This is a genomic window from Pantoea sp. X-Soil-OKNW-556, assembly GCF_059730695.1.
In genome coordinates, this window is record NZ_AP035990.1 from 3,023,335 (window position 1) to 3,048,546 (window position 25,212).

General features: G+C 52.9%; 22 protein-coding genes and 1 tRNA gene. 14 read left to right on the top strand and 9 right to left on the bottom strand.

Annotation, left to right across the window (positions count from 1 at the left end):
* The first annotated feature begins 107 nt into the window (after positions 1 to 107).
* The 9 genes from yeiP (at position 108) to yejF (ending at position 11,066) form a co-directional block, all read left to right on the top strand.
* On the top strand, positions 108 to 680 hold the full coding sequence (gene yeiP / locus AC6I8T_RS14170) for an elongation factor P-like protein YeiP (protein WP_021185013.1): 573 nt from the start codon (positions 108 to 110) through the stop codon (positions 678 to 680).
* A 109-nt stretch (positions 681 to 789) separates the two neighbouring features.
* Entirely contained in the window at positions 790 to 1,764 is a 975-nt protein-coding gene (locus AC6I8T_RS14175) for a CobW family GTP-binding protein (protein WP_208723955.1), read from the top strand.
* A gap of 44 nt (positions 1,765 to 1,808) precedes the next feature.
* Positions 1,809 to 2,516 carry a phosphatase PAP2 family protein gene (locus AC6I8T_RS14180; RefSeq protein WP_208723954.1) on the top strand — a complete coding sequence of 236 codons (708 nt, stop codon included), beginning with the start codon at positions 1,809 to 1,811 and terminating at the stop codon, positions 2,514 to 2,516.
* A 516-nt stretch (positions 2,517 to 3,032) separates the two neighbouring features.
* The gene (gene mepS, locus AC6I8T_RS14185) at positions 3,033 to 3,608 is read left to right on the top strand and encodes a bifunctional murein DD-endopeptidase/murein LD-carboxypeptidase (RefSeq protein ID WP_013509814.1); all 576 of its coding nucleotides are present in this window, start codon (positions 3,033 to 3,035) and stop codon (positions 3,606 to 3,608) included.
* Positions 3,609 to 3,906: 298 nt separating this feature from the next.
* The gene (pdeN, locus tag AC6I8T_RS14190; protein ID WP_208723953.1) at positions 3,907 to 5,475 is read left to right on the top strand and encodes a cyclic di-3',5'-guanosine monophosphate phosphodiesterase PdeN; all 1,569 of its coding nucleotides are present in this window, start codon (positions 3,907 to 3,909) and stop codon (positions 5,473 to 5,475) included.
* 65 nt (positions 5,476 to 5,540) lie between these two features.
* The gene (locus AC6I8T_RS14195; RefSeq protein ID WP_208723952.1) at positions 5,541 to 7,349 is read left to right on the top strand and encodes an extracellular solute-binding protein; all 1,809 of its coding nucleotides are present in this window, start codon (positions 5,541 to 5,543) and stop codon (positions 7,347 to 7,349) included.
* Positions 7,350 to 7,359: 10 nt separating this feature from the next.
* Entirely contained in the window at positions 7,360 to 8,454 is a 1,095-nt protein-coding gene (locus tag AC6I8T_RS14200; protein WP_208723951.1) for a microcin C ABC transporter permease YejB, read from the top strand.
* Positions 8,454 to 9,476, top strand: coding sequence for an ABC transporter permease (locus AC6I8T_RS14205; protein ID WP_021185019.1), 1,023 nt, complete (start codon positions 8,454 to 8,456; stop codon positions 9,474 to 9,476). Before AC6I8T_RS14200 ends, AC6I8T_RS14205 begins: the two co-directional genes overlap by 1 nt.
* Positions 9,477 to 11,066: a microcin C ABC transporter ATP-binding protein YejF gene (yejF, locus tag AC6I8T_RS14210; RefSeq protein WP_497834055.1), complete on the top strand. Its 1,590-nt coding sequence runs from the start codon at positions 9,477 to 9,479 to the stop codon at positions 11,064 to 11,066.
* On the opposite strand, the gene AC6I8T_RS14215 is transcribed toward yejF, so the two are convergent.
* The 3 genes from AC6I8T_RS14215 to rsuA form a co-directional block, all read right to left on the bottom strand.
* Entirely contained in the window at positions 11,063 to 11,389 is a 327-nt protein-coding gene (locus tag AC6I8T_RS14215) for a YejG family protein (protein ID WP_021185021.1), read from the bottom strand. The two genes, yejF and AC6I8T_RS14215, sit on opposite strands and share 4 nt — an antisense overlap.
* Positions 11,390 to 11,754: 365 nt before the next feature.
* Entirely contained in the window at positions 11,755 to 12,951 is a 1,197-nt protein-coding gene (locus AC6I8T_RS14220; protein WP_036626795.1) for a Bcr/CflA family multidrug efflux MFS transporter, read from the bottom strand.
* Between the two features lie 12 nt (positions 12,952 to 12,963).
* Entirely contained in the window at positions 12,964 to 13,686 is a 723-nt protein-coding gene (rsuA, locus tag AC6I8T_RS14225) for a 16S rRNA pseudouridine(516) synthase RsuA (protein ID WP_021185023.1), read from the bottom strand.
* A gap of 168 nt (positions 13,687 to 13,854) precedes the next feature.
* Between rsuA and radD the strand changes: the two genes are divergently transcribed.
* Together radD and rplY are read left to right on the top strand one after the other, a co-directional pair.
* A complete protein-coding gene (gene radD, locus AC6I8T_RS14230; RefSeq protein ID WP_497834056.1) occupies positions 13,855 to 15,609 on the top strand; it encodes a DNA repair helicase RadD in 1,755 nt (584 codons plus the stop codon).
* Between the two features lie 130 nt (positions 15,610 to 15,739).
* On the top strand, positions 15,740 to 16,024 hold the full coding sequence (gene rplY, locus AC6I8T_RS14235) for a 50S ribosomal protein L25 (RefSeq protein ID WP_208723947.1): 285 nt from the start codon (positions 15,740 to 15,742) through the stop codon (positions 16,022 to 16,024).
* Positions 16,025 to 16,082: 58 nt separating this feature from the next.
* Here the strand turns inward: rplY and yejK are convergent, their stop codons facing one another.
* Entirely contained in the window at positions 16,083 to 17,087 is a 1,005-nt protein-coding gene (gene yejK / locus AC6I8T_RS14240) for a nucleoid-associated protein YejK (protein ID WP_021185025.1), read from the bottom strand.
* A gap of 158 nt (positions 17,088 to 17,245) precedes the next feature.
* On the opposite strand from yejK, the gene AC6I8T_RS14245 reads away from it, so the two are divergent.
* The 3 genes from AC6I8T_RS14245 (at position 17,246) to AC6I8T_RS14255 (ending at position 19,399) form a co-directional block, all read left to right on the top strand.
* Entirely contained in the window at positions 17,246 to 17,473 is a 228-nt protein-coding gene (locus AC6I8T_RS14245; protein WP_021185026.1) for a YejL family protein, read from the top strand.
* A 22-nt stretch (positions 17,474 to 17,495) separates the two neighbouring features.
* Entirely contained in the window at positions 17,496 to 19,250 is a 1,755-nt protein-coding gene (yejM, locus tag AC6I8T_RS14250) for an LPS biosynthesis-modulating metalloenzyme YejM (protein WP_021185027.1), read from the top strand.
* Positions 19,251 to 19,322: 72 nt separating this feature from the next.
* A tRNA-Pro gene (locus AC6I8T_RS14255) sits at positions 19,323 to 19,399 on the top strand.
* 58 nt (positions 19,400 to 19,457) lie between these two features.
* Here AC6I8T_RS14255 and arsC read toward each other — a convergent pair.
* The 5 genes from arsC to AC6I8T_RS14280 form a co-directional block, all read right to left on the bottom strand.
* A complete protein-coding gene (gene arsC, locus AC6I8T_RS14260) occupies positions 19,458 to 19,883 on the bottom strand; it encodes a glutaredoxin-dependent arsenate reductase (RefSeq protein WP_208725568.1) in 426 nt (141 codons plus the stop codon).
* A gap of 13 nt (positions 19,884 to 19,896) precedes the next feature.
* Positions 19,897 to 21,186, bottom strand: a complete 1,290-nt coding sequence (locus AC6I8T_RS14265; RefSeq protein ID WP_208723945.1) for an arsenic transporter — start codon at positions 21,184 to 21,186, stop codon at positions 19,897 to 19,899.
* 45 nt (positions 21,187 to 21,231) lie between these two features.
* Positions 21,232 to 21,555 carry a metalloregulator ArsR/SmtB family transcription factor gene (locus AC6I8T_RS14270; RefSeq protein ID WP_437180257.1) on the bottom strand — a complete coding sequence of 108 codons (324 nt, stop codon included), beginning with the start codon at positions 21,553 to 21,555 and terminating at the stop codon, positions 21,232 to 21,234.
* A 220-nt stretch (positions 21,556 to 21,775) separates the two neighbouring features.
* Complete coding sequence (locus AC6I8T_RS14275) at positions 21,776 to 23,731, bottom strand: glycoside hydrolase family 127 protein (RefSeq protein WP_497834057.1); 1,956 nt, start codon at positions 23,729 to 23,731, stop codon at positions 21,776 to 21,778.
* 10 nt (positions 23,732 to 23,741) lie between these two features.
* Entirely contained in the window at positions 23,742 to 25,142 is a 1,401-nt protein-coding gene (locus AC6I8T_RS14280) for an MFS transporter (RefSeq protein WP_208723943.1), read from the bottom strand.
* Between the last annotated feature and the right edge of the window lie 70 nt (positions 25,143 to 25,212).

Genomic DNA, 25,212 nt, shown 5'->3' on the forward strand with positions numbered 1-25,212 from the left:
TGCCCGAATTCCCTACAAGATGGGAAAATTTGCGCCAGTCCGCTTGCCTGTTTTTACCGGCGCGGGTAACGTGGCGCGATCAATTCTCTCTTAGCGAGTAACACACGATGCCAAAGGCAAACGAAGTTAAAAAAGGGATGGCTGTCACCTGGAATGGCAAACTGCTGCTGGTGAAAGACATCGATATTCAAAGCCCCAGCGCGCGTGGCGCGTCAACCCTATACAAGATGCGTTTTACCGACGTGCGTACCGGCATGAAAGTGGAAGAACGCTTCAAAGGCGACGATATTCTGGAAGCGATCACCCTGACCCGTCGCTTTGTCTCCTTCTCTTATATAGATGGTGACGAATACGTGTTTATGGATGATGAAGACTACACGCCATACACCTTCAAAAAAGAGCAGATTGAAGAAGAGCTGCTGTTTATTCCTGAAGGCGGTATGCCTGGCATGCAGGTACTGACGATGGATGGTCAGTTGCTGGCACTGGAACTGCCACAAACCGTTGACCTGGAAATTGTTGACACATCACCGGGCATCAAAGGCGCTTCCGCCAGCGCGCGCACCAAACCCGCCGGAATGAGCACCGGTCTGGTTATCCAGGTTCCGGAATATCTCAGTAATGGCGAACGCATCCGCATTCATATCGCGGAACGTCGTTATATGGGACGTGCTGATTAAGCACACCCTGACTGTCCGGCGCGCCACAAATGTTATAGTATAACAATCTATTGGCTGCGCCGGGGAGTGATCTCCTGCGCACGTTGTTCTCGATGATTGAGGCAGAATTGTGACGCATGTAAATCTGATTACCGGATTTCTCGGCAGCGGCAAAACCACCGCCCTGCTACATCTACTCGCCAATAAGCCGCCCGGCGAAAATTGGGCAGTGCTGGTGAATGAGTTTGGCGAAATTGGTATTGATGGCGCGCTGCTCGCCGATCGCGGAGCCACGCTCAAGGAGATCCCTGGCGGTTGTATGTGCTGCGTCAACGGCCTGCCATTGCAGGTTGGCCTGAATATGCTGCTGAAGCAAACCAAACCTGACCGCCTGCTGATTGAACCTACCGGGTTGGGCCATCCCCGACAATTACTTGATATGCTACGCGCTGCCGTCTATCAACCCTGGTTACAGGTTGATGCTACGCTGACGCTGCTCGATCCGCGGCATCTGGCTGACGAACGCATTGTGCAGAATGAAAACTTCCGCGATCAACTCAGTGCCGCCGATATCGTGGTTGCAACCAAAAGTGACCGTTGGCATGCAGAGGATCGGCAACGGCTTACTGCCTGGAAACAGCAAAACCTTGGCGATCGTCAGTGGGTAGAAGCGGCCTTGGGCCAGATCGATCCCGCGCTACTCAGGCAACAGGGTTTGGCGGATCGTGCGGTTCCCCAAGCACAACATCACCACCCAGAATCTCGCCCGCAAGGGCTGGCGGCGCTGAAACTTGATGGTCAGGCGCGCTGGCGACGCGCGCTAAATGATGGTCAGGGTTATGCTTCCTGCGGCTGGATTTTCGATGCTGACACGGTGTTCGATACCCTCCCAGCCCTTGAATGGGCGCGGCTTGCGCCAGTGGACAGGGTGAAAGGCGTGCTGCGTACGCCTGACGGATTGGTCACCATTAATCGTCAGGGTGAGGACCTGTTTATTGAAACGCGTCCCACCACACCACCTGATAGTCGCATTGAATTAATCCACCATCAGCCCGTCGACTGGAACATTTTGCAGTCCGGCTTGTTGAAGATTCGTTTAAAATAACTGCGGTAGGTTTCCCCGTTATTTTTCTTTTTTTGAGTTGAACTATGCGCGCTTCTCGTCTTCTCACCATCCTGCTGTTGAATGTGCTGGGTGTGGTGATTTTCTTTTCCTGGTATTTGCCGCCCGACCACGGCTTCTGGTTTGGGCTTGATAAAGCCATCTTCTTTGGTTTCAACGATCAGATGGTGGTACACCACGGCTTTGCGATTTTGGTGGCGATCACCAACTTTCGCGGTTTTGACCTGGTGTCACTGCTGGCAATGGGGCTGCTCTATCTGTGGTTCTGGCGTCGCGAAACACCGCAGGGCCGTCGCCGGATGTTGGCAATCGGCGTCACCATGCTACTGACTGCGGTGGTGCTGAACCAACTGGGTCATCTGCTGCCCGTGCAACACGTCAGCCCGACGCTGTTCTTTGAAAACGTCCATCGCGTCAGCGAACTGACTGGCATTCCCGCTAAAGATGCATCCAGCGATAGCTTCCCTGGCGACCACGGTATGATGCTGATTATCTTTGCCTGCTTTATGTGGCGCTATTTCGGCTTCCGCGCTTTCCTGGTGGGTTTGGTGATCGTATTCGTGTTTGGTTTGCCGCGTGTAATGGCTGGTGCGCATTGGTTCACTGATATCGCTGTCGGTTCACTGTCCGTCGTACTGGTGGGCCTGAGCTGGTGGTTATTAACGCCGGCCAGTGACAAATTAGTTAACTGGTTGTATCGAAGCTTGCCGGGTAAATATAAGCCGCAAGCGTAATTGTTTAGCGCGAGTGATCAAACAACAAAATAGTGATCGCTCGCGCTTAATGAAACCCTAAATAGATTATTAGCTCGCTAAGTAGTTATCAGTAAAAAGAAAAGATTATGGTGTGATCTGTTGTAGACCAGGCTTTTTCTTAACCTGTCCAGTCAGAACCCTCTTAAAATCGGCCTTAACGCCAGAATTAGCCCCTGATCCTGCCGCTATTTCCCTGTTTAATCGCTGCCAGTTGTCGATAAAGTAGCCATTGTGTTACAGATTGATTTCACATCGAAAAAACCTATAAAAATTTATATAAAAGCACTCGCCACGCGGTCTGTAATCGGTTAACCTCAAACGCAATCAGTAGCTGAACAGCATAAAATGTGGTTCCGAAGGCAACAAAAATGTGTGCATTAACACATTTTAGTAATTAAGGAATTGTCTTAGCTGGTCGCTCTTATTAATCTCGACTCGTTTTGTCATCTGGCTGGCGACATTTTGTCGTAAGGATTTCGAAGGAAAACACCCATAATGGTCAAGTCTCAACCAATACTGAGATACCTCAGACGGATTATTCCGGCAGTAGCATTAGCAACGCTCTTATCAGCATGTAGCAGTACCCATAACGGGCAGAACGCGAATAACGAGAATCATGAAGTTAACAACCAGAATGGTTTTTTACTTCAGGCGTCTCAGGATGAATTCGAACAGATGGTGCGGAATGTGGATATCAAATCCCGCATCATGGACCAATACGATGACTGGAAAGGCGTGCGTTATCGCTTAGGCGGTGATACCAAGCGCGGCATCGATTGTTCCGCTTTTGTTCAGCGCACCTTTCGTGAGCAGTTTGGGTTAGATCTTCCGCGTTCAACTTATGAACAGGAAGATACCGGTAAGCAGGTCTCTCGTACAAAACTGCGCCCTGGTGATTTAGTGCTGTTCCGCGCCGGTTCAACCGGTCGCCATGTCGGCATCTATCTGGGTAATGATAATTTTGTACACGCATCCACCAGCAGTGGTGTGATGATCTCCAGTCTCAACGAGAGTTACTGGAAGGCACGTTACCGTGAAGCACGGCGTGTTTTAGGGCGTAATCCCAGCTAATCAATCCCCTTTGAAGATCCTCTCAGCCAGAGAATCAGAAGACGCTGCCCCGGCAGCGTTTTTTTTCGCCTGTCGTTTTTTTCTCCCTCAGAATCGATAAAAAGTAATTGAGAATCAGAAATATAACGAGACTTTTCTCGCGCTCTCGTTATATTCTCGTTCACTTACTTACCCTCATCAAATCGGGTTGCACAGCGGCGAAAGACGCAGCAGCAACCAGACGGAAGACGGGAAGACACCAGATAGCAGTAGTGCGCGGTTAACATAATAAAATGGCAAGACAAGGGGAATTCACTCCATGCCACTGTCGGGGACGTTAAAACGTCATGCAACCTATTCGCGCCGAATCGCCTGGAGCAGCGTGATCGTCGGCGCCGTGTTCTTTCTGTTGTTTGTCACTGTCCTGTTAACGATGACCTGGCAAAAAAGAGTTCAGCAGCATACGTTGCTGTTGTCTCATAGTCGGGACGATTTACAACAGGTGATGACAACTCTGGTCAATACCCTTTATCCACTTCAGCAATACACCCAACTGGAGTGCAACAGCGTTGGTCGCGAGCTTACCTCACGCGCCGCCTTCGCCGGTAATATTCGTGCCATCCTGTTGGTGCGTCATGGTAACGCCTATTGTTCATCCGCCACCGGGGCCTTCCTGTTGCCGGTGGGGGATATCTCCCCGGAATCGGAACTGGAGCGCGACAGCGATCTGCGCTTAATGGAAGGCACGCCGCTGCAACCCAAAAAACCGGCGCTGGTATTGTGGATGAAAAATCCCGGCAACGAAGAAACCGGCATTCTCACTACCATGAACCTCAGCCTTACGCCTTATCAGCTACTGGCCTCTTACCATCCAGAAATCACCGGCATGGCGCTGATAGTCGGTGATCGGGCTATATTAAGCGGCAGTAACCAAGTGGTGCACGTAAGCGATTTACCCCCGTCTCTGGCAAGTATTACGTTTAATCAGGGCACCATGCAGTTTGTCCTGTTTGGCTCCACCCTCGCCGCACCGGATTATCACCTGATTGTTCTCAGCGGCATGTTATTTTCACTGCTGGTGGGTGGTGCCTGCTGGTTGCTGTTGACGATTCATCAACACCCCAGCAAAGAGATTATGCAGGGCATCAAACGAGGTCAGTTTCACGTTGAGTATCAGCCGCTGGTCACCGCACAAGACGGCAAACCCTATGGTGTGGAAGCCCTGCTACGCTGGACTCATCCCAGCGAAGGCATGATCCCGCCCGATGCATTTATCAGCTACGCTGAAGCCCAAAACCTGATTATCCCCCTCACCCGTCATCTGTTTAAATTGGTCGCGCGTGATGCTCATGAGATGTGTCATCAATTACCGCGTGGCACCCGCATGGGTCTCAACCTGTCACCGTTGCACCTCGCTTCCGACAGTTTCCGACGTGATGTGCAGGACTGGATTGCCGACATGCCGCCCAATCACTTCAACTATGTGTTTGAGATTACCGAACGCACCATGGTGAAGGAGAAAAACGCAGGTGAAATCTTTGCCTGGTTGCATGATAACGACATCAAAATTGCGATTGATGATTTTGGTACCGGACACAGCGCCCTGATTTACCTCGAAAAATATCCCTTCGACTATCTTAAGATTGACCGTGGTTTTGTACAAAGCATCGGTACCGAAACCGTCACGTCACCAGTGCTGGATGCAGTGCTACTGCTGGCAAGAAAACTCAATCTGAAAACCGTGGCGGAAGGGGTGGAAACCGGTGACCAGGCAGCCTGGCTGGTTAATCGGGGGGTGACGCATTTGCAGGGTTATCTGTTTAGCCGCCCGCTGAAACCGGAGAATCTGGTGAATTATTATCAGCAGCAACTGGCTGCTGCGGGTTAACGTCACGCGAACGTCATGAAACTGCTACCATAAGGTGCGGATAACGAAAGGAGAGCGTCCCTCTTATGCTGCTTCGTTTAATCACAGCGTTATTGATTGGCTGTGTCATGTCGTCAGTACATGCGGAAACCATCAACGAAAGCTATGCCTTCGCCAAGCTGGGCGATCCAAAGTATGAGGTGAACTTCACCCATTATGATTATGCCAACCCGGCAGCGCCGAAAGGTGGCAAGCTAACGCTGGCGGTGATCGGCACCTTTGACAACTTCAACCGTTACGCTTCGCGCGGCAATCCCGGCGCTGCGACCGATACGCTGTACGACGGTCTGTTCACCACCTCCGATGATGAGCCAGCCAGTTACTATCCTCTGATTGCTGAATCCGCTCGCTATCCCAGTGATTTCCACTGGATGGAAGTGTCCATTAACCCACACGCGCAATTCCAGGATGGCACGCCGATTACCGCGCAGGATGTCGCCTTCACCTTTCAGAAATTTATGACCGAAGGTGTGCCGCAGTTCCGTGTGGCATTTCGCGGCGTTGAAGTCAAAGCGCTGAACCGCCTCACGGTGCGGATAGATCTGCCCAAGCCGGATAAAGACTTAGCCCTCAGTTGGCTGACGCTGCCGGTGTTGCCGCAAAAATTCTGGCAGGATAAAAAATTCAACGAACCCATTGGTTATCCCCCCCTTGCCAGTGGCCCTTATCGCGTCACGTCGTATAAATCCGGGCAGTTTATTCAGTACAGCCGGGTGAAAAATTACTGGGCCGCCAATCTTCCGGTGAATCGCGGTCGTTTTAATTTCGACACTATCCGTTACGACTACTATCTCGACGATAATGTGGCGTTTGAGGCCTTTAAAGCCGGTGCCTTCGACCTGCGTCTTGAAGGTTCCGCCAAGAAATGGGCAACGCAATATCGTGGCCGCAATTTTGACAACCACGCCATCGTCAAACAGGTCACGCCGAATGATGTCTCCACCAATACCAGTTGGCTGGCATTCAATAATGAAAAGCCATTGTTTCAGGATTTACGGGTACGTCAGGCGATGAGCCTTGCCTTTGATTTTGAATGGATGAATAAGGCGTTGTTCTACGGTGCGTATAAACGCTCCAGCAGCTACTTCCAGAACACCGCGTATGCGGCAAAAGGTTACCCCGACGCCGCACAACTGATTTTGCTGGCACCTTACAAAAGCGAACTGCCGCCGGAAGTGTTTACCAATGAGTATGCGCCCCCCCGCTCCGATGGTAGCGGTTTCGATCGTGACAATTTGCTGAAAGCCATGAACCTGCTGAAAGAAGCCGGTTGGGAGATTAAAAACCAGCAGTTGGTCAATTCGAAAACCGGTCAACCATTCCGCTTTGAGCTACTGCTGAACAGCGGTTCAAACAATGACTGGACCCTACCGTTCCAGCACAGTCTGGCGCGACTGGGCATTCAGGTCTCCCTGCGTCAGGTAGACAGCTCACAATATCTGCGTCGCCTGCGCCACGGTGATTACGATATGACGCCATCAACCTATTACGCGATGCCGTGGCCATCGACCGATCTGCAAACCATCTGGCAGTCTGAATATATCGAATCAACCTGGAACACCGCGCGGGTGAAAGATCCGGTTGTTGATCACTTCGTGCAACAGATAGTCGCGGATCAGGGCAATGAGAAAGCGCTGCTGCCGCTCGGTCAGGCGCTGGATCGCATCCTGCTGTGGCGCGCCTATATGATCCCGATGTGGTACAACGCCGAACAACGGCTGGCATACTGGAATAAATTCTCGCACCCCGAAATCAAGCCCGCCTTCGCCACCGGGCTGGAAAACTGGTGGTACGATGTGAACAAAGCCGCGCGTTTGCCGGCCGATCGACGCTGAGGAGTGCGGTTTGGGTGCTTATTTCCTGCGCAGATTACTGCTGATCATCCCCACCTTGTGGGCCATTATCACGCTCAACTTTTTTATCGTCCAAATCGCACCGGGTGGGCCTGTGGATCAGGCGCTGGCGAATATTCAGTTTGGTCACAGTAGTGGGATACCCGGCGCGCCAGCTGGCGACAGTGGCGGAGCGCGTGGTGCGCTAAGCCGTGATAATCCCGGCGATAGTCAGTATCGCGGCGCACGCGGCCTTGACCCTGAAGTGATTGCCGAGATCAAAAAGCGCTACGGCTTCGATAAGCCGATGTGGCAACGCTATGTGGAGATGCTGTGGAATTACGTGCGCTTCGATTTTGGCGACAGCCTGTTCCGCAGTTCGTCGGTGCTCCAGTTAATCAAAGAAAGTTTGCCGGTCTCCATCAGCCTTGGGTTATGGAGCACGTTAATCATTTATCTGGTGTCCATTCCGCTCGGTATCAAGAAAGCGGTCCGTAACGGCAGCGCTTTTGATATCTGGAGCAGCAGCTTTATCATTATTGGTTACTCGATTCCGGCGTTTCTGTTCGGCGTGATTTTAATTGTGTTATTTGCCGGGGGCAGCTATCTCGACTGGTTCCCACTGCGCGGTCTGACATCACCCCAATTCGACAGCCTGCCGTGGTACGGCAAAATTACCGATTACCTGTGGCATATTACGCTGCCGGTGCTGGCGACGGTGATTGGCGGTTTTGCCACCCTGACCATGCTGACCAAAAACTCTTTTCTCGATGAAATCCGCAAACAATATGTAGTGACCGCACGCGCGAAGGGCCTTGATGAAAAACGCATCCTGTATGGCCATGTGTTCCGCAACGCCATGCTGTTGGTCATTGCTGGTTTTCCCGCCACGTTCATCAGCATGTTCTTCACCAGTTCGGTGCTGATTGAGGTGATGTTCTCCCTTAATGGCCTTGGCCTGTTGGGCTACGATGCCACCATCCAACGTGATTATCCGGTGATGTTTGGCACGTTGTATATTTTCACGCTGATTGGCCTGCTGATGAATATTCTCAGTGATTTGACCTACACCCTGGTCGATCCACGCATTGATTTTGAGGGTCGCTGATGCGCTTGTCCCCATTAAACCAGCAGCGCTGGCAGCGTTTTCGCCACAATCGACGGGGTTACTGGTCGCTGTGGATTTTCCTGATTATTTTCCTGCTGTCGCTGGGTGCCGAGTTACTGGCTAACGATAAACCGTTGCTGGTGCATTATCAGCAGCGCTGGTATGTTCCGCTGCTGTTTAACTACAGCGAAAGCGATTATGGCGGGGATTTTTCGACCCCGGCGGATTATCAGGACCCGTGGCTGAAACAACGCCTTGCTCAACAAGGCTGGGCCATTTGGGCACCGATTCGTTTCAGTGACAGCACCATCAACTTTGCAACCAATGTCCCCTTCCCTTCTCCTCCGTCGACGCAGAACTGGCTCGGCACCGATGCTAACGGCGGCGATGTGTTGGCCCGCCTGTTGTATGGCACGCGGATTTCGTTGCTGTTTGGTCTGCTGCTGACGCTGTTCTCCAGCGTGATTGGCATCGTGGTCGGCGCGGTGCAGGGGTATTTCGGCGGACGCGTCGATTTAGTCGGGCAGCGCCTGATTGAAGTGTGGTCCGGCATGCCATCGTTGTTTTTATTAATCTTACTTTCCAGCGTCATTCAGCCGGGTTTCTGGTGGCTGTTGCTGGTGACGGTGGTGTTTGGCTGGATGAGTCTGGTCAGCGTGGTCCGGGCAGAATTTCTACGCACCCGCAACTTTGACTATATTCGTGCAGCACGCGCGCTGGGCGTCAGTGACAGCCGCATTATGTTGCGCCATATGCTACCTAACGCGATGGTCGCCACCTTAACCTTTTTGCCCTTTATTCTGTGCGGGTCGATCACCACGCTGACCTCACTCGATTTCCTTGGCTTTGGTCTGCCAGTGGGTTCACCGTCGCTGGGCGAGTTGCTGTTGCAGGGTAAGAATAATTTGCAGGCGCCGTGGCTCGGGTTATCGGGCTTTTTTGCGTTGGCCATTTTGCTGTCGCTGCTGATTTTTATTGGTGAAGCGGTACGCGATGCCTTTGATCCAAGCCGGGGGAGCTAAATGAGCAACTTACTGACCGTCAATCACCTCGCTGTTGCGTTTCAACAACGCACCGTGGTGGAGGATATTTCGCTGCGCATTGATGCGGGTGAAACCCTGGCGCTGGTCGGCGAATCCGGTTCTGGGAAAAGTGTCACCGCGCTGTCGATTATGCGCTTGCTGCCGCAGCCGCCGGTCAGCTATCCACAAGGCGAGATTCTGTTTAATGGGCTGAACCTGTTGCAGGCCAACGAACGCACGTTGCGTGGCTTGCGCGGCAACCAGATGGCGATGATTTTCCAGGAGCCAATGGTATCGCTCAATCCGCTGCACAGCGTAGAAAAGCAGTTGTATGAGGTGCTGTCGCTGCATCGGGGGATGCGGCGTGAAGCGGCACGGGCGGAGATCCTTAGCTGCCTTGATCGTGTTGGCATCCGCCAGGCCGCAACGCGTTTGCAGGATTTCCCTCATCAACTCTCCGGCGGTGAACGCCAGCGCGTCATGATTGCGATGGCGCTGCTGACTCAACCAAAATTGCTGATTGCCGATGAGCCAACCACCGCACTGGATGTCACGGTACAGGCGCAGATCCTGCAACTGCTGCGCGAGTTGCAACGCGAGTTGAATATGGGGATGCTGTTTATCACCCACAACCTCAACATTGTGCGTCAGCTGGCACATAGCGTCACCGTGATGCGTAATGGCCGGGAAGTCGAACATAACCGTTGCGCTGCGCTGTTCAGCCAGCCACAGCACGCCTATACCCGAGAATTGCTGGCAGCGGAGCCAGATGGCAGGCCCGCCCCTCTCAGCGACACTCTCCCGCTGTTGCAGGTAAAGAATCTGCATGTCGGCTTTCCGGTGCGCCGTGGCCTGCTAAAACGTACCGTGGCGGAGAAAACGGCGGTGCAGGATCTGAGTTTTACCTTGCGGCGCGGCGAAAGTCTTGGCCTGGTGGGTGAGTCCGGCTCCGGCAAAAGCACCACCGGGCTGGCACTGCTGCGCCTGATTGCGGCGCGTGGGGAAATCTGGTTCGATAATCAACCGTTGCATCAGTTGTCAGCGAAGCAGTTGTTACCGCTGCGGGAAAAAATTCAGGTGGTGTTTCAGGATCCTAACTCGTCACTTAACCCACGGATGACGGTGCAGCAGATTATCGCCGAAGGCCTGGCAGTACATCGCCCCTCTCTCAGCGCCGCCGAGCAGGAAGCCAAAGTGATAGCGGTAATGGAGGAAGTCGGACTGGATGCGGCAAGCCGTACACGCTATCCGGCTGAATTTTCCGGCGGCCAGCGTCAGCGCATTGCTATCTCGCGGGCGTTAATTCTTGAGCCACAACTGATGGTGTTGGATGAGCCGACCTCATCGCTCGATCGCTCGGTGCAAAAACAGATACTTAGCCTGCTACGTCGTTTACAGCAACAACATCAGCTGGCTTATCTGTTTATCAGCCACGATTTGCAGGTGGTGCGCGCCCTGTGCCATCAGCTGATTGTGCTGCGCCAGGGAGAGGTGGTGGAGCAAGGTGAATGTGATGCGCTATTTGATGCGCCACAGCAGGAATATACGCGGCAGCTGTTGGCATCCGCGCAGGTTGAAAGCCTGATTTAATGACCGTCAAAAGTTTCCGCGATGGCGACACCCTGATTCTTCAGGCAGCAATTCGTGGCGCTTTCGTCACCACGCTGGATCAGCAGGCAGGGCTGCCCTTCACATTGGGCGATCTTGCACTCAACCTGAATCTGCGCCAGCGTATCCTGCAACTGACGCAGAATCTCCATTGCCGGATGGCCGTCGTGGCTAAGCAGGCGTAACGCCACCAGATCCTGGTCATTTTCAGCATCGGCAGATTCCTGGCGCTCAATCTCACCAGCATGATCAAGCGACCAGCGGTAATGTTGCGGCAGACGATGCACAACGGAAAGTTGCAGCATAGATACGTAATCCCCAGAGACGTTAACGTTATTCACAACGAACGGCGCACACGCAGTGAATCCTTTTTCCTGGTTAACTCAGAATACGGACGTCAAGGTTAGCCTTCTCGTTTTAAACACAAAGCATGTAGCAGAGTTATTATTTGCGAGTTTGCTCGCATTTATCGCTATATGTACCCTGTTCGGCGGTAGTTAACAATCATTTTAGACGCAATAACGTTACTTTTTTACTTATTAATTTTCACAATATGGAAACATTACAAACAGAAAAGGTATTACATAAACCGTAGCGACGTGATTTATCGCGCAAATTGCAGAACAGCGCGATAAATCGCGCTGTTACGAGTTGGGGGGATGTTAACAGGTCAGGCGCTGGCGTGGCGGGGTCGTGAAGCGTAACTGAACAACGCAATTGAAACGGTGGCGCACAGCGCGATAGTCGCCACCATCGGCCAGGCGCTACTGACATTGATCATTGACAACAATGCCCCAACCAGCGCACCGACACCGAAACGTAAGGTGCCCGCCAACGAGGATGCCGTGCCAGCCATATGTGGAAACTCATCCAGCACCACCGCCATCGCGTTGGAAGATACCGTTGAGACGCAGCCGATAAACATCGCTACTCCCAGTACCAGCGGCAGAAAACCTAGGTTAAGCGCGCTCACCACCAGCAGCCAAATTCCCATGCAGAACTGGATTACCAGACCAATGCGGAACATCGCCAGTGGCCCAAAGCGGCGCACGGCACGGCTGTTGATTAACGTCATCACAAACAGGAACACCACGTTGAGGCCAAAGTAGTAACCAAAATTCTGCGGCGAGACGTGGTTCACCTCGATGTAAACAAAGGGACCGGCATTGAGGAAAGCAAACAATCCGGCAAAGGAGAATCCGCTCGCCAGCATATAGCTGAAAGCGCGTTTATGGCGGAACAATGCGACAAAATTCCCCAGTGTGGTACGCAGGTGAAAACGCTGGCGCTGCTCCGGTTTTAGCGTCTCGCGGATTTGCGTGACCACCAGCACCGTGGTGACAATAGCGGCAATCGACAGTGTCCAGAAGATGGCGTGCCAGCTCCATAACAGCAACAACCAGCCGCCGATAATTGGTGCCATCAAGGGTGCAATGGTGGTGATTAGCATCACGAACGACATCATGCGCGAGAAATCCTCTTTCGAGTAGCTGTCACGCATCAGGGCGTTGATCACCACACTGGCCGCCGCAGCTGACAGGCCGTGCAGAAAACGCATGAAGATCAGTTGATCAATGGTTTGCGACAACGCACATGCCGCCGCCGCACAGGCAAAAATCAAGGTGCCAAGGGCAATCACCGGTTTACGGCCATAGCTGTCGGCCAGTGGCCCATACACCAACTGACCAATCGCAAAGCCGAAGATATACAGGTTTAACGTCATCTGTACGCTGCCAGACGAAACAGCAAACTGGCGGGCAATTTGCGGCATAGCGGGCAGATACATGTCGATGGAGAGCGGCATCAGCATCGCCAGCAATCCGAGAATAACCACTAACCCGACCGGTGAATTCTTTTCCTTTGGCACCACATGCTCCCGCTATTTTTGCTGTTTTAATTCGTCAGGTAAGCCAATGCTGGCAACTTCTTCTTCAGTCAATTCCCGGTACTCACCTTCCGCAAGCTCCGCATCAAGCACGATTTCGCCAATGCGTTCACGGTGCAGCGTCACCACATGGTTACCTACCGCGGCAAACATGCGTTTTACCTGGTGATAACGCCCTTCGCTGATGGTCAGCAACGCTTCCTGCGGGCCAACAATTTCCAGCGTAGCCGGTTTAGTCAGATCTTTTTCATTGTGCAGTTGCACGCCGGTGGCAAACTTTTCTACCAGAGCCGGATCTATCGGCAACTCCACGCCAACACGATAGGTTTTTTCGCAGTGATGACGCGGTGACGTAATACGATGCGACCACTGACCGTCATCCGTCAGCAGCACCAGACCGGTGGTATCGATATCCAGACGCCCTGCCGCATGCAGCTTCCCAACCATTGGCTCTTCAATAAAGAACAGAATGGTCGGGTGATCCGGATCATCGGTGGAACAAACATAACCCTGTGGCTTGTTTAACATGAAATAACGCGGGCCGTGCTGCTGCACCAGTGGATTGCCGTCGTATTCGACTTCGTCATCCGGCAACACTTTATAGGCGGTGTCGCGTACCACTTCGCCATTGATGGTGATTTTTTTCGCGCGGATTTCACGCGCGGCAATGGCACGGCTGATTTCCAGTTGCTGAGATATGAATTTGTCGAGTCGCATGAATTCGCTTTGCCTGTTTACTGCGGAGGGAAACTGAAACGGTGTTTTTATCCGTTGAAAATGTGAGGGCAGTATAGCCTGAACCTTCGGCGGCTAACAGAGCTGATCCTGCGTTTCACGCCCTTTCATGGCATAATGCGCGCCCGTTTCAGAAAAAAGTTTTTTCCGATGTCCTTCACCCTGCGCCCCTATCAACAAGAGGCGGTTAATGCGACCATCGCGCACTTCCGCCAGCATGCTTCGCCCGCCGTCATTGTGCTGCCTACCGGTGCGGGCAAAAGCCTGGTCATCGCCGAGCTGGCCCGACTGGCGCGTGGACGGGTGCTGGTGCTGGCACATGTCAAAGAACTGGTGGAGCAGAACCACAGCAAATATCAGGCATACGGCCTGGAGGCTGACATCTTCGCCGCCGGTCTGCAACGCAAACAAAGTGAACGCAAAGTGGTGTTTGGCAGCGTACAGTCGGTGGCGCGCAACCTTGACCGCTTCGATAGCGCCTTTTCACTGGTGATCGTCGATGAATGTCACCGCATCAGTGACCAGAGTGAAAGCCAGTATCAGCAACTCTTCAGCCATCTGCGCCAACATAACCCACAACTCCGTCTGCTGGGGTTGACGGCCACGCCTTTTCGCCTCGGTAAGGGTTGGATCTATCAGTTTCATTATCACGGCATGGTGCGCGGCGATAACCATGCCTTGTTTCGCGACTGCATCTACGAATTACCGTTGCGTTATATGATCAAGCACGGTTTTCTGGTGCCACCTGAGCGGCTGGATATGCCGGTGGTGCAATATGATTTCAGTCGCCTGATTCCGCAAAACAATGGCCTGTTCAGCGAAGCCGATCTGAATCGCGAGCTGAAGCAACAACAACGCATCACGCCGCATATCATCCAGCAGATCGTGGAATTTGCCGAGGATCGACGCGGGGTGATGATTTTTGCCGCCACCGTCGAACATGCGCGGGAAGTGCTGACGTTATTGCCGGAGGATAGCGCGCTGGTTTCGGCCGAAACCGCCGTGAAAGAGCGCGATCGGCTGATTAACGCCTTTAAAGCACAGCAACTGAAATATCTGGTCAATGTTGCGGTGCTGACCACCGGATTTGATGCCCCCCATGTCGATCTGATCGCCATCCTGCGTCCGACCGAATCAGTCAGCCTGTATCAACAGATTGTCGGGCGCGGTCTGCGGCTTGCCCCCGGCAAAACCGATTGCCTGATCCTCGATTACGCTGGCAACCCGCATGATCTTTTTACGCCAGAAGTCGGTGCGCCAAAAGGTGCCAGTGACAACCAACCCGTGCAGGTGTTTTGTCCGGCCTGCGGCTTCGCCAACACCTTCTGGGGCAAAGCCACTGCCGATGGCCATGTGATTGAGCATTTTGGTCGCCGCTGCCAGGGAGTACTGGAAGATGACGACGGCGCACGCGAACAATGTGATTACCGTTTCCGCTTTAAAAGCTGCCCGGATTGTGGTGCGGAAAACGATATAGCTGCGCGCCGCTGTCACCAGTGTGACAAGGTGCTGGTCGATCCCGACGATATGCTGAAAGCGGCGCTGAAGCTGAAAGATGCCCGGGTATTACGCTGTGGCGGTATGACGCTGACGCAAGGACGAGACGAGAAAGGTGAATGGTTAAAGGCCACCTACTACGATGAAGATGGGCTGGATGTAAGTGAGCGCTTCCGTCTGCATACGCCCGCACAGCGCAAAGCCTTTGAGCAACTGTTTATGCGCCCGCATCAGCGCGCGCCTGGCGTACCGCTGGGATGGCAGACCGCCGCTGATGTGGTGGCGTTGCAGCCGTTATTGCGCCACCCTGATTTTGTCGTCGCGCGCGCGAAAGGCCATTTCTGGCAGGTTCGCGAAAAGGTGTTTGATTATCAGGGGCGTTATCGCCGCGCCAATGAGCTGCGATAAGCCACGGAATCATTTGCCCGGCGCCGGGATAGCGGCTATAATGCCGCCCGCTTTTGCATCCGCAAGAGCGTTTGAATAATCGTCCTGTTGCTGGGTCGCCTGTAGCAGGAATCAACGAAGAGACATTAAGATGTTCACTATCAACGCAGAAGCACGTAAAGAGCAGGGTAAGGGTGCGAGCCGCCGCCTGCGCCACGCTAACAAGTTCCCGGCCATCGTTTACGGCGGAACTGAAGCACCGGTTTCTATCGAACTGGATCACGATGCAATCATGAACATGCAGGCTAAAGAAGGTTTTTACTCTGAAGTTCTGACCATCGTTGTTGACGGTAAAGAAACCAAGGTTAAAGTTCAGGCTGTACAGCGTCACCCGTTCAAGCCGAAACTGCACCACATCGACTTCGTTCGCGCTTAATCGCCTGACGAGTTGAAGAAAAAACGCCGCATTTGCGGCGTTTTTTTATGGGCGAAAATCAGTTGCCGCCAGTGCGACGTTGTAACTGATCGCGCAGATTCGGCGGTGTCCCTTTAATCGTCAGCGTATCGGTCGCCGGATCCCAGAAAATACGTTCGCCCAGCAGCATGGCATCGAAATTCAGGGTTAAGCCACCGCCGCTGCCAGCAAACTTAGTCAGCTGACGCAACGTGCTACGGTCAGCCGGAAAATGCTCTTCCAGTTCGTAGCCCTGTTCCTGGGTAAATGCCTGGAACGTCTTCTCGCCCAGTGGCGGCAGTTCGCTGGATAGATCTTCCAGCGCAATCTCCTCACCGGCCTGGAGCTGATCGTTGCAGTAGCTGTAGACCTGCTGACGATAATTCTGGCGCTCGTTTTTATCCAGATTCGATTCCGCGCAATAATCATCAACCGCCTGCAACAAGCCACGGTTCTGCGCTTTGGTATCGAGGCCCACGCTGGCACCGAGAAAATCCATAAAGAAGTCAGCGACTTTACGCCCTACCCGCCCGCGTAAAAACGTCAAATAACGGGTGGACTCCGGGTTGGTTTCCCATTCGGTGAGATCAATGCGCGCCACAATATCCGCATGATTGATATCAAGATAATGGGTGCTGCTGATGTCCAGTTGCTCGTTAACACGCATGCTGGACTGGCTGTTAAGCACCGCCACCAGCAAATATTCCACCGCCAGATAACGATAATGGATAAACAGAACGATACCGCCTTCAGCAAACGTATATTTGCTCAGTTCATCGCGCAGACGACCGGTCGCCGCCCGACTGAAGGCCAGAAAGTCATCTTCTCCTTTGCGGCAGTTACGCAGCGCAGCGGCCAGTTCGCTCTCTTCATCGAATAACCCATAGGCTTTGTTTTTCGCGCTATAAACCCGGTGTAACTCTTCTGCCATCTCTTCCACCGCTTTGGTGGCAGGCAGCAGGGTATCGCGCAGCACCAGCTCCAGCTGGTTTTCATCACGTTTGACTAACTGATGCAGGGCGATCTGGTCGATATCCAGACTCATGATAGACTCTCCTTTAAGCTCAGGCGCGTATTCAAACACCGCCCGCCGCGGCTTTCAACTCCATGCACAACACGAACATTTCGCTTTCGATAAAATTGCGGAAAAAATCGCGTTGTTACGGTAATATACCGCCTTTTGATACTTGATTAGTCGACGATATGCCACAATCATCCCGTTACAGTGACGAACGCGTGGAGAAACTCCTCGCGCAACTGGCGCAGGTTCTTGAAAAAGACAAAGCGCCAACCGACCTTTCCCTGATGGTGCTGGGAAATATGGTAACCAATTTGATCAACACCAGTGTATCTCCGGCGCAGCGCCGTAGCCTGGCGCGATCTTTTGCCGATGCATTGCAGGCGTCGGTTCGCGATGACAACGCCCATTAATTTGCAGATTTGACCTTATAATATGGTAACCAACCGGCAGCGCTACCGTGAAAAAGTCTCCCAGATGATCAGCTGGGGGCATTGGTTTGCCCTGTTTAATATTATCTTCGCGTTAATTTTAGGCAGCCGCTACCTGTTGGTTTCCGACTGGCCTGCCTCGCTGGCTGGTCGTATCTATGCCTACAGCAGCTGGATTGGCCACTTTAGCTTCCTGGTGTTTGCTGGCTATCTGCTGATAATTTTCCCCCTCACCTTCGTGGTGATGTCGCAACGGCTGCTGAGATTCCTGTCGGCCATTATCGCGACGGCGGGCCTGACGCTGATTATGGTCGACAGCGCGGTGTTCAATCGCTTCCATCTCCACCTCAATCCGGTGGTGTGGGAACTGGTGATTAACCCCGACCAGAGTGAGATGGCGCGTGACTGGCAGCTGATGTTTATCGGTGTGCCGATCATATTCCTGGTGGAGATGCTGTTCGCCACCTGGAGCTGGCAGAAACTGCGCAGCCTCAATCGACGCTCATTCGGCAAGCCGCTGGCGGCGTTGTTTATCTCAGCGTTCTTCGCCAGCCATCTACTGTATATCTGGGCCGATGCCAATTTCTATCGCCCCATCACCATGCAGCGCGCGAACCTGCCACTTTCTTATCCAATGACCGCAAGACGTTTCCTTGAACGCCACGGCCTGTTGGATGCACAGGAATATCAGCGTCGTCTGGTGCAACAAGGTGATCCCGAAGCCCTCTCGGTTCAATATCCGCTGAGCGACATTACTTTCCGCGATGGCGGTACACGGCATAACTTGTTGGTGCTGACGGTAAACGGCCTTAACAACGCTACGGTAGAGAAAGCCCTGCCGTCGCTCACTCAGTTTGCCAGCGACAATGTGCGTTTCACGCAGCACTTCAGCGCGGGCAACCAGGCTGAAAAAGGCCTGTTTGGCCTGTTCTACGGCATCTCATCCAGCTATATGGATGGCGTGTTGGCGGCGCGTATGCCTTCCGCGTTACTCAGCGCCCTGAATAGCCAGGGTTATCAGTTCGGTCTGTTCTCGTCCGATGGCTTTAATCAGCCGTTGTATCGCCAGGCATTGCTGGCCGATTACTCGCTGCCAACGATGGAGAGTCAGACCAATAGCGCTACGGTTACCCAATGGCAAAACTGGCTGAATGGGCAGAAAGACAATAATGCCCCGTGGTTCTCCTGGATCGCGTTGAACGGCATTACCGTGAATGGCGACAGTGTTAAAGCGCGCCAGCGCAGCTATCTGCGTCAGGCTGCTGGCGTTGACAGCCAAATCGCCGCTGTGCTGCAAACTTTGCAGGAGCGCGATTTGTTGAAAAATACCGTTGTGGTGATTACCGCCCAGCATGCGATTGCGCTGGATGGTGATGATGACAATCCAGGTAACCGTGCGACGCTTCAGGTACCGCTGGTGGTGCACTGGCCTAATACGCCTGCACAAACTATCGATCGCCTGACCGATCAGCAGGATGTGATGGCAACATTGATGCAGCGTCTGTTGCATGTGCGTACCAATCCGGTGAACTACTCTCAGGGTGAAGATCTTTTTGCCGCGCAACGCAACCATAATTGGGTGGCGAGCAGTGAAGATGGCAGACTGGTAGTCACTACCCCTGAAACAACCCTGGTGCTGAACAACAACGGCAGCTATTACGCTTATGATGCGCAGGGAAAAGTCCTCAGGGACCATAAACCTGAACTGGCATTGCTGTTGCAGGTGCTGACGGAACAGAAGCGTTTCATCGCAAACTGATTAATTATGAGGCAGTTAAATCCCGTGCATCTTGCAATCGTGCGCGGAAACGTTACTATATGCCTCCACGTTCGGCACGTAGCGCAGCCTGGTAGCGCACTGTCATGGGGTGTCAGGGGTCGGAGGTTCAAATCCTCTCGTGCCGACCAAAATTCCCAATAAAAAAGCAGCCTTTATGGCTGCTTTTTTATTTTCCGCATGCAGCAATCACAGCAGACGGTTGCCATCCTTATCAATCACTTTTTCGCCATCTTCTTTGCTGAACGCCCCCTGCTGTGGGTCAGGAAGAATATCAAGCACCACTTCTGAGGGGCGACATAACCGCGTCCCTAACGGTGTCACCACTATCGGACGGTTAATCAGGATGGGATAAGACAGCATGGCATCAAGCAACTGATCATCGCTAAAGTGCTCATCAGCCAAACCGAGTTGCTGATAAGGCTCGACATTCTTGCGTAATAAGGCCCGCACGCTGATCCCCATCGCATGGATCAGTTCCTTTAACTCTTCACGTTGCGGCGGTGTTTCCAGATAGTGGATGACAACAGGTTCAACCCCACTGTTGCGAATTAATGCCAACGTGTTACGTGAAGTCCCGCAAGCAGGATTATGATAGATGGTGATGTCAGTCATGTTCATTCTCAAATCATTGGGTAAAGGCCAGGCGCAAAGCTAGCGCACTCAGAGTTACCAGCAGCACTGGCAGTGTCATCACAACACCCACCCGGAAGTAGTACCCCCAGCTAATCTTGATGTTTTTCTGATCGAGTACATGCAGCCAAAGTAACGTAGCGAGACTTCCAATGGGTGTGATCTTCGGCCCCAAATCGCAGCCAATTACGTTGGCATAAATCATGGCTTCTTTGATGACACCTTCCGCCGTGCTGGCATCAATTGAGAGCGCACCGATCAAAACAACAGGCATATTGTTCATCACAGATGAAAGTATCGCCGTAATTAAACCAGTGCTAAAGGTGGCACTCCATACCCCCCCGTTTGCAAAGGTATTCAACAGCAAGGTGAGATACTGGGTGAGGCCCGCATTTTTCAGACCGTAGACGACCAAATACATCCCCAGTGAGAAAATGACGATCTGCCAGGGTGCGCCTCGCAGAACTTTCCCTGTGTTAATAGCATGACCGCGTTTAGCCACCGCAAATAGCGTTAGCGCACCAACCGCCGCTATTGCACTGACAGGAATACCGAGCGGCTCAAGGAGGAAGAAACCAACCAACAGCAGAACCAACACCAGCCAGCCCATTTTAAATGTCGCAGGGTCTTTGATGGCTTCAGCCGGGGACTTTAGCAGGGAAAGATCGTAGTGTCTGGGAATCTCCTTGCGGAAGAAAAGATGCAGTACGATCAGCGTGGCAATGATGGCAGCAAGATCAACCGGCACCATGATTGACGCATAATCACTAAATCCCAGTTGGAAAAAATCGGCAGAAACGATGTTAACCAGATTGGACACTATCAGCGGCAAACTGGCGGTATCCGCGATAAAGCCTGCCGCCATAACGAAAGCCAGTGTCGTTCCTTTGCTGAACCCCAATGCCAGTAGCATCGCGATAACAATAGGTGTCAAAATCAGCGCCGCACCATCATTAGCGAATAATGCAGCAACCGCAGCACCTAACAGGACGATATACGTAAACAGCAACCGCCCTCGCCCGTTACCCCATTTGGCGACATGCAAGGCACACCATTCGAAAAAACCCGATTCGTCCAACAACAGGCTGATGATTATTACTGCGATAAACGCAGTCGTTGCGTTCCAGACGATATGCCAGACAACCGGAATGTCATGTAACTGGATGACCCCGGTCATCAACGCCAGAACTGCGCCTATCGACGCGGTCCAGCCGATGCTAAGTCCGCGAGGTTGCCAGATGACAAAAATGATGGTGAGAACAAATATTGCGCCTGCCAGTAACATTAAAATCCCCTGCCCTGAAAATACATATGCTTTTATGAATATGTTTTAACGGCCGCACACATTTGCCTTGGCACTTTTGAATGATTCACGTAATTCATCACGCTGACTGCTCCAGGCAGTATCTATTATCGACGCCGCCCAGGCTGGCATATGAGGCGATAAACGGTAGTGAATCCATTTACCCTCACGACGATCCAACACCAAACCAGCATCTCGCAATAACGCAATATGGCGTGAAATCTTCGGCTGGGATTGACTTGTAAAGGCACACAGGTCGCACACACAGAGTTCTCCAGCCTCACGCAACAGCAAGATGATTGTTGTGCGTGTCTCATCAGCAAGGAGTTTGAAAAGTTGAACTGGCTGCATCAGTGCATGTTTCCTGATAATCATTGAACAAATATGTTAAATCATATATGTTCAATGTAAAGGCAGATTTTATTCACTGGGGGAACATTACATATCGTTATTTCCAGCCTTTGATGCTGAACATTTTGTTCGATCCACTGCCTGCGGAGATTCAAATCCTCTCGTGCCGACCAAAATTCCCAATAAAAAAGCAGCCATAAGGCTGCTTTTTTATTTTCTGCTATCCCTCATTCACCCAGATTCGCATCTCGCCTTCCCCTCGATTCGCCCAGCTAAACCAGGGAATAAAGGTCAATGTTTGTGTCTGACGGGTGGCAGGAGAGCGATCATAATGCCATAGCGCTTGTTCTTCCGGCGAACTCGCACTGTGTGTGCTGCCTTCAGCCTGGATCAACACCTTGTGCGCAAACAGCCCTTTACCTTCAAAAGTGCGGAAGGTCGCCGTTTGTGGTAACCACAGGTTATGCAGTTCCTCACCGTTATCGGCCTGTTCAAGACAATAGACCAGCGGCCCGCGCTGGATCGCCACTTTGCCCGCCACATGACGTACCAGCGGATTGCCATAGACGCGACGTACCGGCATCGGCAACGTCAGGATTAAGGTATCGCCCTCCTTCCAGCAGCGGCTAATATGCAGATAGCCTTTCCGGGACTGACCTTCCACTGCCGTACCATTCAGCATCACCTGTGGCGCATCGCACCAGTCCGGCAAGCGTAATGCCAGCGTGTGCTGAATGGGTTGCGGGGAATCAATGGTGATGGTCACCTGCTCCTGCCACGGGAAATTGCCACCGATGCGCAAGCGCAACTTATCCTCACCCACCGGCACTTCAAGGCTATTGCCAACATAGAGATTGATATACAACGCATCTTCGCGTGGCGTATAGATGTAATGACCGAGTGAAGTCAGCACGCGAGCAATATTGGGTGGACAACAGGCACAACCGAACCAGCGCTGGCGCACCGGTTTTACGTGGTCATAGATATGGTTTGCGCTGAGGGTTTTCGGATGGACTTCCAGCGGATTGACGTAGAAGAAGTGTTTACCATCCAGCGCCATCCCCCCCAGCACGGTGTTATATAACGCCCGCTCCATCACATCGGCATATTGGCTGTCGGCCTCCATCTCCACCATGCGACGGGCAAACATCATCAGGCCAATCGACGCGCAGCTTTCGGCATAGACGCTGTCGTTCGGCAAATCGTAATCACTGCTGAAAGCTTCGCCACTGCTTTGCGAACCGATACCGCCGGTGATATATAACTGGCGCTGGGCCATGTTATTCCACAGCCGCAGGCAGTCCTGACGTTTCGCCTCATCCTGGTTGAGTCTGGCCAGGTGCGCCACCCCGGTCATCAGATAGACAAAGCGCACTGCGTGGCCAATCGCCGTGTGTTGTTCGGCAATCGGTTGATGCGCCTGACTGTAGGCTTTGTCTTTTACCATCCATGCGGGGCCATAGGTATTCCAGTAAGAGGTCTTGCCACGCTTTTCGTACTCGCTATCGTAAAAATGCGGCTGCGTGCCACGCTGCTCAACGAAGTAGTTCACCAGCGTCAAATAACGCGGCTCCCGGGTCACTTCATGCAGACGCATCAACGCCAGCTCGATTTCCGGATGTCCCGGATAGCCGTGCAACTGGGTATCACCCGGCCCGAACACGCTGTCGATATGGTCGGCAAGTTTACACACCACTTCCAGCAGTCGGCGCTTGCCGGTGGCCTGAAAGAAAGCGACACCAGCCTCGATCATGTGTCCGGCACAGTACAGCTCATGACACTCCGCGAGGTTAGTCCAGCGTTCGTTGGGCGCTTTGACAGTGAAGTAAGTGTTAAGATAGCCATCGTCACACTGGGCGGCCGCCACCAGTTCAATCACCTCATCAGCGGTTTTCTCCAGTTCTGCATCTGGCCGCTGGCACAGCGACCAGGCAACCGCCTCCAGCCACTTCGCCACGTCGCTGTCCTGAAACACCATGCCGTAGAATTCCCCCTGCTGTAACCCGGCAGCGATACGGAAATTTTCAATCGCATGGCTGGGATCGGCTTCAGCAATCCGGTCGTTCAGTGCCGCCCATTGATAGGGGATCACGACATCACGCACCAGTTGTTGATACTGACCGAGGAACGGATCGTTAATTTTGAGCTGATGCAGATCGACTTCCATTACAGACATAACGTTCTCCTTAAGACTGGACATGGCGAACACGCAGATCGCTGGCAATGCGCGCCATCATGGGATTTTTGAGTTTGCAGGCGAGAATGGTGAACGCCAGCAGCAGGTGGAAAAAGGCAGGCAACAAGGTTTCCATGCTGGTGATGCCGTGCAGAGATACCGCCGTCTGGTTAGCTGCACCTGGTTGATAGGCGACGAAAATAAACACCAGACTGATGATGCCGGCACTGGAGGCCCAGGCCAACTTGATGAAAAACAGGTTAAAGGCGAAGTTCATCCCCGAAGAACGTACGCCGGTTTTCCACTCGCCGTAATCATCGGCAAAGGCCATCAGTGAAAAATGCAGCGGCAGCGTGAAGCCAAGGATAATCCCATTGCCAAGGATCACCACCAGCCAGAGGGTTTGCCACGCCGGGCCGGTGGGCAAGAGCCACATTAATACCGCCAGCGCAGCCAGCACGATGTTGGTCCAATAATACAGCCTGACGGTATCCACGCGTTTTGACAGCGGGCTGACCAGCACCGAGCCAAGAATCGAAGCAAAAGTCACCATGGTAAAAAACAGCGAGGTGTAAGCGGTACTGCCCTGCAACACGTAGGTGATGAAGTACATGTAGCCGCCCCCCCGAATGTTGAACACATTGATCAGCAGGAACGACATCAGCAGCATCAGCAGCAGTTGGTCATTTTTGCGCAGCCCTGCCAGATGTTCCCGCAGGGTAAATTTCCCCATACTGTCCAGCGAGACACGCTCACGCACCCAGAAAAAGCAGCACAGAAACATCACTACCGCCACGCTACACAGGATACCGACACCGAGCTGATATCCCTGCGCCGCATTGCCTTTGCCCAGGGTCGATACCAGCCACGGCAGCCCCACCGATACCAAAAAGCCCGCCACACCGCACAGCACAAAACGCCATGACTGGCAGGCAATCACTTCGCTGTGGCGGCTGGTCATGGTGTTGATCAATGCGCAGTAAGGCACGTTAATCGCGGTGTAGCTGACGGAGAGCAGCAGATAAGTACCAAACGCCCAGATGATCTTCATATTCATACTGACGTCAGGGACGGTAAAGGTCAGTACGCCGATAATGCCAATCGGTACCGCGATCCACAGCTGCCACGGACGGAAACGTCCCCAGCGACTTTGAGTACGGTCTGCCACAATGCCCATAATCGGGTCGGATACGGCATCAAACACGCGCAGCGCGATAAACAGCGTCCCGACCAGCGCAGGTGTCAGGCCAAACACATCGGTATAGAAAAATGTCAGGAAATTCATGATCAGGCAGGTGATCACCGTGCCACCGGCATCACCCAGCCCGTAACCGATTTTCTCACGCAGAGAGAGCGAATCACTCGCTGCCTGCTGCGTCAATTCGGTGTGGGTAATCGGGGTAGAAGTCATTGCAAACTCCTCATCAGGGTCAGAGTCCATTACCCGCATCAGGGCGGGCTTATTTTCAGGTACGGATTTA